The following is an 11,419-nucleotide window of genomic DNA, read 5'->3' as shown; positions in this document are numbered from 1 at the left end:
CTGAGGCCGAGCGTGGTGTCTATCGTCCGGGAAAGCATGGAGTCAAACTGCTCCATCACGGGAAAAATTCCGCCGAATGGCGTGATCCTGTCGGATTTAATCTCTATCTTTGCCATGTCTGTCAGTCTTTTGCTTGTTTTTGTTTTTCCACCACTAAGATAGGTGAAATTCCTGACATGGCAATGTCCTGGGCAACTTTTTGTTGCTCAGGATTTTATTCCTTTTAATCTATTATAGGTGTGCGGAATTAAGGCGCTTTATAAAGAAAGCACTCCTTCCCCCGACCCAGTAATCAATGCAGATGATGAAGTAAATTTGACCTACGATGCCACCTCAGGTGAAATCGCTTACGCAATTTCAAATCCCGTTACCGGAAAGACCTTGGCGGCAAGCACAGAAGCGGATTGGATATCCAATATCCAAGTTGGCGATGAAAGCGTCATTTTCTCCACAACAGCCAACACGACTCATGCTGAACGCACTGCTACCATCACCCTCTCATACGACGGTGCCGACGACAAGGATGTTACCGTCACGCAAAATGGTGCTCCTTACACCCTAACAATGAGTTCGAATGGCGTTGTCGGCGAACCACAACCAGTTCAGGGTTCAATTACTCTTTCGGATCCGACAAACATTCCTACAGGATTCACATTCGCCGGTTGGACTGAAAGCGAAAGCGAAATCCAGTTCGTTGCCAATCCTTACACACCTACCAGCGTTGTAACCCTTTTCGCCGTGTTCTCAAGAGAAGAAGGCGGCATTGCTGGTTCCGGCAATTATGAAAAGGTAACATCCGCATTAACCGACTGGAGCGGAGAATACCTGATTGCATACTCCTCAGAAATATTTGCCGATGGCAGTACAGGTGGCACAGATGGCTTAGGAAAACCAAATCAAAAAGCTAACCCTGAAAGTAATCTTAGCGAAGACGAAAATACGGTTTCTGCACAATGGGGCGACACATATCACGTAACTTTAGAAAAGATTGAAGGCAGCAACACATATCTGCTAGAAACACAAGATGGGAAATATAACTACCAATCATCTAATTCAAACGGATTAGCCTCTACAACCAACAGAGAAACTGCAGCACAATACCCAATAACTATCAATTTCGTATCAGAAGACGAAATCAACTTAGCATTAGGAGGAAATGCTGTTGGAGCCGTTTTCCGTTATAATACTGCTGGATACTTCCGTTATTATAAAGACGGTGGTCAAAGTCCTGTTTACCTTTACAAGAAAGACGAAGGCATCCCAGGCACCCCCCACTACTACACCCGCGTTTACGATGTAGACACCGAACTTGCTTCATTAACCGTTGCCGGCCCTTCCATCATCCTGAGTGGCAAGACCCTCACCGTTACAGGCACAATGAGCAACGAAAACCCTGCCAACCTCATCATCGAAGACGGCGCACAACTCATCCACAGCAATGATGGCGTACAGGCCACCATGCGTAAGGAAGTTGCAGCTTATTCAACCACAGAAGGTGTAAACGATGGCTGGCATTTCGTAGCCTCACCTATGGCCACCCTCACAAGCCATAACCTCAACAACGGCACTTTCGACCTCTACAAGTTTGAGCAGACAGCCGATATAGAATGGAAAAACTATGAAAGCACAGCTTTCAGCATCACCAACAAGGAAGGCTACCTCTATGCCAATGCAGCCAACACGACCATAGAATTTGTCGGCACACTGAATGCAACTGACGGCAGCAAGACCTTGGCCTATGAAGACGTCCGTCTCGCTGGCTTCAACCTCATCGGCAACCCATTTGCCTGTAACGCCAACATCGGCATACAGGACTTCTACATCTGCGATGGTGAAAGCATCACCTTGGCCGAAAACAGCACCATTGCTCCTTGCACCGGCATCATGGTGAAAGCTAATGCTACAGGAGAAAGCGTCACCTTCGTTAAGGGAGAAGAAACAACGAGAGACATCAATGCGATGGACATCACCATTGCCAAAGCCACCCGCAATGCCAACACAATGGACCGTGCCCGCATCAACTTCAGCGGTGACAGCCAACTGAGCAAGTTCTTCTTCAACGAAAACAGCTGCCTCTATATCTCTCAGAATGGAGACGACTTTGCCGTGGTCGCTGCTCAAGCCCAAGGCGAACTCCCAGTGAACTTCAAGGCTGAAAAGAACGGCAGCTACACCATCACGGTGAACACCGAGAACGTCGATGCCGAATACTTACACCTTATTGATAATAAGACCGGCATGGATGTCGACCTGCTTGCTTCGACAGGCTCAGCAAGCTACACCTTCGAGGCCAAGGCTTCAGACTATGCTTCACGTTTCAAACTCGTATTCAGCATGACCGGCGTTGAAGAAAACGCTTCGACAAGCTCAGTAGACTTCGCTTACATGAGCGACGGCAACTTGGTCATCGACAACATCGAAGGCGAAGCAACCTTGCAAATCGTCGATGAAATCGGTCGCATCATCAGCACCGAAACCGTCAGCGGCAGCTACAACAAGGCCCTCAACCTGAAGGCTGGCTTGTATATCATCAACCTCAACGGTATGACACAGAAAATTGTTGTTAAATAAATGGAATACGAGACGCAAGGTTTCGGGGTCACGAGACCTCGAGACCTCGCAGCCTCGGAAACCAAATGAATTAAGTTGAACAAATAAATACGAAATAAAATGAAAAAGTTAGTATTGACAATTGCAATCGTTCTTGGCCTGACATTCGGTGCTTCGGCACAGTATTTCGATAACGGCAAAAACAACGGTCCGCGGCAAGGTGGCGGTCTGTTTGGCTATGGTGCCGTAAGCGATGAATATTTCTATGGCGCTGGCGGCTACGACAGAAATACCGGCCTGCTGCCTCTGCTCCCCATACACAACCAGGACGGCGACCAGGATGCTCCGCTCGGCGGCGGTGCCTTGCTGCTCATCGGCATGGGTGCAGCCTACGCAATGGCTAAGAAGAACAAGAAATAATTCCTAACCATTCACTACAACAATTCAAAAGCCCAGCCTAATGGCTGGGCTTTTTTGTTTTTCATAACGGACAATAATTGTGACGTGTTTAGTCCTAATAATCTGTCCTTTCAGGGCGTTTGTTCAGCAATAGGTGTCGTTCGCATTGCTCACTTGCCTATTGCTGAAAACAAGCAGTCCTTTCAGGGCGACCGAACCGGACGGTCTAACGCCCTGAAAGGGCAGCCTTTCTTGAACCCGTCGCAAGCGCAGCGGCACATCGGGTCTACGACACAGAGCCAGCGATGCGGCGGATGAACATGAACTAATCCGAGAACAAATAAGCCTCATCATAATCAACATCATACTCCTTCAGAAACGCCAAATACTCCTCCTCGAAAGTCGTCCCATGATGATGCTGTTCCTGATTCTGAATGTATCTTCTCGTCCTATCTACCACCGACTGACTGACAGAAAAACAACCATAACCGCCTTGCCACGCAAAATCCTTGTAATAATCGTCTTTGGTCTTAATCCAGCGACTGCTATTGCGCTTCACCTCCTCCATCAACTTTGTCAAAGCGATGTTTTTCGACATGATGCACAAGATGTGAATATGATTCTCTACACCACCAATCTGTATTGGCGTGCAACCCTGCGTTTTCAGCACTTGACCGATGTAGGCATACAAATCAGCATAATCCTGCTTCCGCAACAACACACTATTATACTTCACATGAAATGTCGCGTGGATATACAATTTGGACAATGATTGTGTCATATCATTCTAATTATCTGCATTTTCATTTTATCAGCAATAGGTGTCGTTCGCAAGCTCACTTGCCTATTGCTGAAACTAAACTGCCCTTTCAGGGCGACCGAATCGGATGGTCTAACGCCCTGAAAGGGCAGCCTACATTGAACCCGTCGCAAGCGAAGCGGCACGTCGGGTCTACGACGCAGAGCCAGCGATGCGGCGGATGAACAAATCAATGGCAGCCTTCGCAACCTTCACCGCAACTTTCACAGTTGCAGTCGTCGCAGCCGCAGCCACAATTATCGTTGAAATCTTCATCCGTTGTTTCACGGACATCGATGATTTCGCCTGAGAAATGGAGGTGCTTGCCAGCCATATCGTGGTTGAAGTCCATCTTGACGGTCTTGTCACCGATTTCACGGACGATACCGGCAATCGGGCGACCATCGGCAGTCTGCATCATCAACTGAGCGCCGACTTTAACGAGATCCATGAGGACACCATTCTGGCAGAACATTTCCTTGTCCAAATCCATAATGTAAGCCTCATCGCGTTCGCCGTAGGCTTCAGCTGGGGTCAAATGGAAAGCGTATTTGTCGCCTGGTTCCTTGCCCATCAGATTCTCTTCAAACTTTGGAAGCAACTGATGCATGCCAAAAATGCAGACAAATGGATTCTCTTTTGTGGTCTCCTGAAGGACAGTACCATTTTCATCGTTTTCGCGCAAGACGTATGTCATTGTCACGACGGTTTGATCTTGAATTTTCATGTAACTATTTGATTTAAAATTTAATATTTAAAATTTAAAGATTCATCTAAACTGATATTTTATTTTTCAGACGCGATAAATCGCGTCTCTACAAATAAACAATTCAACAAATAAACAACAAACAATTCAACCCTAATAGCTCCCAAACATTTTGCGCAACACCCACTCCACTGCCGCCAATCCAATCAGCACGAAGAACAACCATTTTGAGTGAATCAAGTCCTCGAAACGCGTCTCCTGATGCTCAACCGATGTTATTCTCGTATCGTTCTGCAAATCAGCGAACAACTGCTGCATATCATCTGCCATGTAACACTTCCCGTTCGTTGATGCCGCTAAATTACACATTCTTTCCCAATCTGCCGTCAACTGTTGCGCCTCAATGCCAATGGCAACCACCGAAAACGAACCGTTCACCGTCAGAATCTTATCGCCAATCTGCGATTGCACCTTATAAGTATAAATGCCTTCAGGCAAAATTCCAGCGTTCAATTCATAATCATGCTCACGTTTGGCAAAGGCATAATCGTATGTATCGCCCGTCAACTTATTGACAATCTGAATATTCACATCAGGATCAGTAATCAGTTCATTGCTTGCATTGCGCAATTCAGCACGAATGACAATCGGCTCGTTGCTGTAATATTCCTCCTTGCAATAAATGGCAGAACCATCATCGGCAGCCAACAGCAAATATTTCAAAGACTTAGTAAATATCTCGTCAAAAACAGCATGATTTTCAGATTCATAGTATTCAAACAAACGCCAACGCCACACATTCGTCCCGAACAAAAACGCCATTTTACGGCCATCCTGAGCGAAACTCAGCAACGGCAAACCGGATTTCACGCCCATCACATCCTGCAAAAGCAAATCGTCGTGTGCAGCCAATGGCGTGATTTCGATGTGCGGCAAAGCCAAAGGCGGGAACCTGTTGACAAATTCCAAATCCTTACTTTCCATCGTAAAGGTTGAAAATGAAGCATTTCCATGCGCCTTGACATCCAAAACCGCATTCGTCGCACCATTATTTATTGCATAAACCTTCTGGATTTCATTCAGATATTTCAAATCGGAAGACGGTCCGACAACAAAAAGCAAAGGCATTTTCCTATTCTTTTCCAACTGCGATTTCAAGGCATTGAAATCAGTTTTTTCGGACGGCACCTGATGCAAAACGACAAGGTTATAATTCGCAAAATCAGGAATTTGCTCCTTTGCAAAAGCGAAATCGACCTCATAATTTTCGTTCAAGACGCTGCGTATTGCCGACAAATCGGGATGTGGCGCATTGGCCAAACAAAGCACCTTATATTTTTGGTCGAGCACTTCAACGAAAATGTGCTTCACATTGTTCAGCATTTGTTCTTCATCTTCAATGCCACCTACCTCAATATCAATCTGTTTCACACCTTTTGAAGTGGCTTCAAGCATAAAGTCGATTTCCTTTGAAAAACGATTCGAAGGAATCGTTATTTCCTGCTTATCAATCAGTTTTCCATCTTCCGAAAGGGTAATCGTCACCTTTTTATTGGCCAAATCACGGGCACCGACCGTCACGCGCACGGGATAAGTCGCGCCAAGCGAAACCACCTTATTGTAATGCACATTCTTGATTGACAAATCGGGATAGGAAACCGTGTCGCTCAAAACCACAGTATGTATCGGAAATGGAAACTTCTGGGCCAGCAATTCAGGCTCAAAACCGCGGTTGTAAACGCCATCGGAGAAAAGCACCACGGCACCCACATTGCGCTTGTAATAACGACGGCCCAAAGTCTGCAAAAGGCTTGAAATATCGGTCAACTGGTCACTGAAATCAAGGTGGTCGAAATCGCGGATTTCTTGTCCAAATTCGTATGAATCAACCTGATAGGCATCAGCCAATTCCGATTTGAATTGCTCCAATTGAGAAAGATATTCCGTCTTGTAATATGCGGAATCCTTGCCCAAAGCGATGGAAGCCGAATTGTCGTGCGCCAAAACCAAAACCGGCTGCTCAACCGATGTGATTTTCTGCCGGATATAAGGATTGAAAAGAAGCAAAACGGCAAGTGCCGTCATCAAAGTGCGGAGTGCAAACAAAATGATTGTCAAGGCTTTGCCATAATGTTGCTTCTTATTTCGGAAATACAAAAATCCCGCAACCGCCACGCCTACAAGCAAGGCGACCAACAACATCCATATCGGCAAACCAACATTCATTTTTCAAAAAAATCCAAATCTTCGCAAAGGGTGCCGCTCGCCGGCTCGCTCTGTCCTTTGCTACTACAAACTGCCCTTTCAGGGCGGGCGCGTTTGCTATTTTTTTATTCTACTAAATCTTTGAATTTTAAATATTTAAATCTTTAAATCAAGCCTTACATCGCCATGCCGCCGCAGACATGAATCACCTGGCCCGTGACATAACTCGACAAATCGGAAGCCAAAAAGACCGCCACGTTGGCAATGTCTTCAGGCGTTCCGCCGCGATGCAACGGAATCGATTCCTCCCATTTTTTTAGGATTTCCTCAGGCAAAGCCTTGGTCATTTCGGTCAGGATGAAGCCCGGAGCAATGGCATTGTGACGGATGTTGCGCACACCCATTTCCTTGGCCGCCGACTTCGTGAAGCCAATGATGCCAGCCTTCGATGCAGCATAATTGCACTGGTTGGCATTGCCGCCCAAACCGACCACCGAACTCATGTTGATGACACTTCCGCCGCCTTGTTTCCACATAATCGGCTGAATAGCCTTCGTAAAATTAAACACCGATTTCAGATTGACATTGATGACAGCATCCCACTGGTCTTCGGTCATGCGTTTCAAGGCAACATCTTTCGTGATGCCCGCATTGTTGACCAAAATATCAATATGACCGAAATCGTCATTCACCTGTTTGACAACATTTTGCGTATCTTCAAAATTGGAAGCATCCGAAGCGTAGGCTTTTACCTGCACACCGTGAGCTTCAATTTCTTTCTTTGTTTCTTCAGCCAATTCATTGATAACCAAATCAGTGAAAGCAATATCGCAACCTTCGGAAGCAAAACGCAAGGCGATTGCCTTTCCAATGCCGCGGGCAGCACCCGTAATGAGAGCGACTTTTCCTTTGAGTAATTCCATTTTTAATCAGTTTAAAGATGCAAAAATAAGTAAATTTCCGTTTCTCCCGCAGATAACGCTGATTTATGCAGAGAGCTTTTGAACCGCAGATTTCGCAGATTACACTGATTTTCAATTAACTACAGATTTTACAGATTATACAGATATTATTAAATTCACCCTTCGACAGGCTCAGGGAACAAAGAGCATGATTTGTACTGATTTTTTCTCCCGCAGATAACGCTGATTTATGCAGAGAGTTTTTGAACCGCAGATTTCGTAGATTACACTGATTTTCAATTAACTACAGATTTTACAAATTATACAGATATTATTAAATTCACCCTTCGACAGGCTCAGGGAACAAAGAGCATGAATTGACACGTTTTTTTCTCCCGCAGATAACGCTGATTTATGCAGAGTGTTTTTGAACCGCAGATTTCGCTGATTTCGCTGATTTTCAATTAACTACAGATTTTACAGATTATACAGAAAATTTTATATGCGCAAGCGCATGAATTTTCACAGATTAGCTGACGCATGAAAAAAAATTTACTCCTAATTTACTCTGTAATTTACTCCGCATTTACTCTCTCCCGCCTTGGCGGAACATGATTTTTTTAAACCGCAGATTTTGCAGATTACACTGATTTTCAATTAACTACAGATTTTACAGATTATACAGAAAATTTTATATGCGCAAGCGCATGAATTTTCACAGATTAGCTGACGCATGAAAAAAATTTACTCCTAATTTACTCCGTAATTTACTCCACATTTACTCTCTCCCGCCTTGGCGGAACATGATTTTTTAAACCGCAGATTTTGCAGATTACACTGATTTTCAACAAACTACAGATATTACAGATTGCACAGAAATTATAAATGCGCCTTGCGCATAAATTGACAGATGGGCTGACGATAATTTGATAAAAAGATACGTGCGATACGTGGAGGCAAGAAAAACCGCTTTAAAACTTACTTCGCATTTATTGTCCGCTGCTGAAGGCAAAAAAGATTAATGCAAGATTTATGACAAATTTATGCCCAAAAACAACTATCTTTGCCAAATTTTAGAAGCATGAACACTCTTTCAGCCGTCATAATAACCCTCAACGAGGAGAGAAACATTGGCCGTTGTGTGCAATCGCTGCAAGGCATTGCCGACGAAATCATTGTGGTCGACTCGTTTTCCAACGATGCCACCGAATCCATCTGCAAATCGTTGGGCGTGAAGTTCGTGAAACACCAATGGGAAGGCTATGTGAAACAAAAGCAATATGCCAACGCATTGGCCTCAAACGACATGATTTTTTCCATCGATGCCGATGAAGCTGTTTCACCTGAATTGGCGCAATCCATTCAGAAAATCAAAGAATTAAACGCGGAGAAAAAAGTGTTTTCAATGAACCGGCTGATGAATTATTGCGGCAAATGGATTCGTCATGGCGGCTGGTATCCTGAGTACAAAATCAGGATTTTCGACCGCAGGTTTGTCAGTTGGACGGGCGGTCAAGTCCACGAAACATTAGCCATTCCTGCCGATCACGAGACTGTCCGCATCGATGGCGACTTATACCATTATTCCTATTACAGCGAGGCTGAATTTCGCCGTCAAACCGAAAAATTCGCCCATCTGTCGGCTGAAGATGCCATCGCCAGAGGCAAAAAAGGCACAATTTTTGGAGCTTGCGTTCATTGTTTTTGGCGTTTCGTGCACGATTACGTTTTCAAGGCAGGTTTCCTTGACGGAAAAACTGGATTAAGAATCAGCCAAATCAACGCAAAAAGCGTATTTTTGAAGCGCAAACTCATTGCAAAAAGATCATAAACATGGAATTGAACACTCTCAAAAGCCTTCGCGCAACACAAACCGATGCCAAATATTCCATTGTCATACCGACGTGGAACAATTTGCCTTATTTACAGTTATGCATCGGAAGTCTGAGGAAAAACTCGACATACCGACATCAGATCATCGTAATGATCAATGAAGGTGTTGATGGAACAAAAGAATGGGTCGAAAGCCAAAGCGACATTGATTATGTGTATTCCGAAACCAACATTGGAATTTGCTACGGACTGAACGCTTGCCGCGATTTGGTTCGGACAACACACATTCTTTATGCCAACGATGACATGTATTTCCTTCCGAAATGGGATTTTTTCATGGACAAAAAACTGCAAAGCATGGATGGCAAAACATGCATGATATCCGCCACGATGATTGAGCCTCACGGCAATAACCCATGCTGCATCATAGCCGATTTTGGCGATGATTTACAGACATTTCGCGAAAACGATTTGCTTTCACAATACCAGAATCTCAAACATACCGACTGGTCAGGAAGCACATGGCCGCCAGTCCTCGTCAGCCTTGATTTATGGGACAAAGTGGGCGGAATGAGCATCGAGTTCAGTCCGGGCATGTATTCCGACCCTGACCTTTCCCTGAAACTTTGGAATGCTGGAGTTCGCAATTTCATTGGCGTAGGAAACAGTCTGGTTTATCATTTCGGATGCAAATCGACAAAACGGGTGAAGCAAAACAGAGGCCGTCACACATTTACTATGAAATGGGGCTTTTCTGCCAACATTTTCATGCATCAATTCCTGAAAATCGGCGAGCCTGCAATTTTGCCGTTAAATGACTACGAACTTACCAAATGGCAAGTTTTCATTGAAAAATTCAAAATAATAAAACACTGCATAACAGGAAAATGAGAATCGGGTTTGATGCAAAACGGGCTTTCAACAACCATCGCGGATTGGGCAACTACAGCCGCGACACCATCCGCATCATGTCGTCGTCGTTCCCTGAAAACCAGCATTTTCTATACACGCCGAAAATCGACAAAAGCATTTCTTTCGATTGTCCCGTCAATGCCCAAATCATTCTTCCGAGCAATAAAATCGACAGAAGCCTGAGTGCCTTATGGCGCAGTTTCGGAATGGTTTCGGAAATCAAAAAAGAAAACATCGACGTTTTTCACGGACTGAGCCACGAATTGCCTTGGGGCATCGAAAAGACCAAGGCGCGGAGCATAGTCACCATGCACGACCTGATTTTCATCAAGCAGCCTGAACTTTATCCAGCTTTCGACAGGAAAATGTACAAACTCAAGTATTTCCACAGCTGCAAGATTGCCGACAAAGTCATCGCCATTAGCGAGCAGACGAAACAGGATTTGGTTGAGTTTGCCAACATCAACGAATCGAAAATCCAGGTCATTTACCAAGGTTGCAGCCCGATTTTCCAGCACAAATGCACCGAAGAAAGGAAACAGCATGTCAGGCAAAAATACAATCTGCCCGAAAATTTCATGCTGAATGTAGGTGCCGTTGAAAGAAGGAAGAATCAAATATTGATTCTCAAGGCAATGAAAGCCAACAACATAGACATTCCTTTGGTTATCATCGGGAAAGAAACGGAATATGCCAAAACCTTGCACGATTTCATCAAGACCAACCATTTGGAAGAAAAAGTGCTGATGCTCCATAATGTTGATTTCCTGGATTTTCCGACAATTTACCAAAGCTCATCCTTGTTCATTTATCCATCGCTTTCCGAAGGATTCGGCATTCCCATCATCGAAGCCCTGCACAGCAACGTGCCTGTCATCACTTCCAATGAGACCTGCCTGAGAGAAAGCGGAGGAGCCGGAAGCCGCTATGTATCGCTGAACGACGAAACCGACCTTGCCAACGCCATTGATGAAATACTCCGCAACCAAGCCCTGCAACTGCAAATGATTGGCAAAGGCAAGGAACACGTCAAGAAATTCTCCGATGCAACAATAGCCAAATCATTGATGGACATATATTTATCCTTATCCTAACATCAATCAAAAACACTAT

At 44.7% G+C, this 11,419-nt stretch carries 9 protein-coding genes; 5 read left to right on the top strand and 4 right to left on the bottom strand.

The window, feature by feature from the left end; genetic code table 11:
• Nucleotides 1-237: 237 nt before the first annotated feature.
• Nucleotides 238-2,571 (top strand): BACON domain-containing protein, encoded by a 2,334-nt coding sequence (locus AC06MN_RS07735; protein WP_475671785.1) that lies wholly within the window; start codon nucleotides 238-240, stop codon nucleotides 2,569-2,571.
• A 99-nt stretch (nucleotides 2,572-2,670) separates the two neighbouring features.
• A complete protein-coding gene (locus tag AC06MN_RS07730) occupies nucleotides 2,671-2,970 on the top strand; it encodes a hypothetical protein (RefSeq protein ID WP_475671784.1) in 300 nt (99 codons plus the stop codon).
• A gap of 304 nt (nucleotides 2,971-3,274) precedes the next feature.
• Here AC06MN_RS07730 and AC06MN_RS07725 read toward each other — a convergent pair whose 3' ends face one another.
• The 4 genes from AC06MN_RS07725 to fabG form a co-directional block, all read right to left on the bottom strand.
• The gene (locus tag AC06MN_RS07725; protein ID WP_475671783.1) at nucleotides 3,275-3,730 is read right to left on the bottom strand and encodes a transposase; all 456 of its coding nucleotides are present in this window, start codon (nucleotides 3,728-3,730) and stop codon (nucleotides 3,275-3,277) included.
• Between the two features lie 208 nt (nucleotides 3,731-3,938).
• Nucleotides 3,939-4,475 (bottom strand): FKBP-type peptidyl-prolyl cis-trans isomerase, encoded by a 537-nt coding sequence (locus tag AC06MN_RS07720; RefSeq protein ID WP_475671782.1) that lies wholly within the window; start codon nucleotides 4,473-4,475, stop codon nucleotides 3,939-3,941.
• Between the two features lie 132 nt (nucleotides 4,476-4,607).
• The gene (locus AC06MN_RS07715; protein ID WP_475671781.1) at nucleotides 4,608-6,680 is read right to left on the bottom strand and encodes a hypothetical protein; all 2,073 of its coding nucleotides are present in this window, start codon (nucleotides 6,678-6,680) and stop codon (nucleotides 4,608-4,610) included.
• Between the two features lie 155 nt (nucleotides 6,681-6,835).
• Nucleotides 6,836-7,582 carry a 3-oxoacyl-[acyl-carrier-protein] reductase gene (fabG, locus tag AC06MN_RS07710; protein WP_475671780.1) on the bottom strand — a complete coding sequence of 249 codons (747 nt, stop codon included), beginning with the start codon at nucleotides 7,580-7,582 and terminating at the stop codon, nucleotides 6,836-6,838.
• A 1,060-nt stretch (nucleotides 7,583-8,642) separates the two neighbouring features.
• Between fabG and AC06MN_RS07705 the strand changes: the two genes are divergently transcribed.
• The 3 genes from AC06MN_RS07705 to AC06MN_RS07695 are packed head-to-tail and all read left to right on the top strand — an operon-like array spanning nucleotide 8,643 to nucleotide 11,400.
• On the top strand, nucleotides 8,643-9,392 hold the full coding sequence (locus AC06MN_RS07705) for a glycosyltransferase family 2 protein (protein ID WP_475671779.1): 750 nt from the start codon (nucleotides 8,643-8,645) through the stop codon (nucleotides 9,390-9,392).
• A gap of 2 nt (nucleotides 9,393-9,394) precedes the next feature.
• The gene (locus tag AC06MN_RS07700) at nucleotides 9,395-10,285 is read left to right on the top strand and encodes a glycosyltransferase family 2 protein (protein WP_475671778.1); all 891 of its coding nucleotides are present in this window, start codon (nucleotides 9,395-9,397) and stop codon (nucleotides 10,283-10,285) included.
• A complete protein-coding gene (locus AC06MN_RS07695; protein ID WP_475671777.1) occupies nucleotides 10,282-11,400 on the top strand; it encodes a glycosyltransferase family 4 protein in 1,119 nt (372 codons plus the stop codon). The genes AC06MN_RS07700 and AC06MN_RS07695 overlap by 4 nt, the downstream gene beginning before the upstream one ends.
• Nucleotides 11,401-11,419: the final 19 nt, after the last annotated feature.

The sequence above is a fragment of the Candidatus Limimorpha sp. genome (assembly GCF_056203535.1).
The sequence above is the reverse complement of the archived record's forward strand: the minus strand, read 5'-3'. Positions and strand labels throughout refer to the sequence as shown.

What these genes read in the sequence shown, in the direction of transcription:
- AC06MN_RS07730 (WP_475671784.1), top strand. Translation starts at nt 2,671, where the DNA reads ATGAAAAAGTTAGTATTGACAATTGCAATCGTTCTTGGCCTGACATTC.
- AC06MN_RS07725 (WP_475671783.1), bottom strand. Translation starts at nt 3,730, where the DNA reads ATGACACAATCATTGTCCAAATTGTATATCCACGCGACATTTCATGTG.
- AC06MN_RS07720 (WP_475671782.1), bottom strand. Translation starts at nt 4,475, where the DNA reads ATGAAAATTCAAGATCAAACCGTCGTGACAATGACATACGTCTTGCGC.
- AC06MN_RS07715 (WP_475671781.1), bottom strand. Translation starts at nt 6,680, where the DNA reads ATGAATGTTGGTTTGCCGATATGGATGTTGTTGGTCGCCTTGCTTGTA.
- fabG (WP_475671780.1), bottom strand. Translation starts at nt 7,582, where the DNA reads ATGGAATTACTCAAAGGAAAAGTCGCTCTCATTACGGGTGCTGCCCGC.
- AC06MN_RS07705 (WP_475671779.1), top strand. Translation starts at nt 8,643, where the DNA reads ATGAACACTCTTTCAGCCGTCATAATAACCCTCAACGAGGAGAGAAAC.
- AC06MN_RS07700 (WP_475671778.1), top strand. Translation starts at nt 9,395, where the DNA reads ATGGAATTGAACACTCTCAAAAGCCTTCGCGCAACACAAACCGATGCC.
- AC06MN_RS07695 (WP_475671777.1), top strand. Translation starts at nt 10,282, where the DNA reads ATGAGAATCGGGTTTGATGCAAAACGGGCTTTCAACAACCATCGCGGA.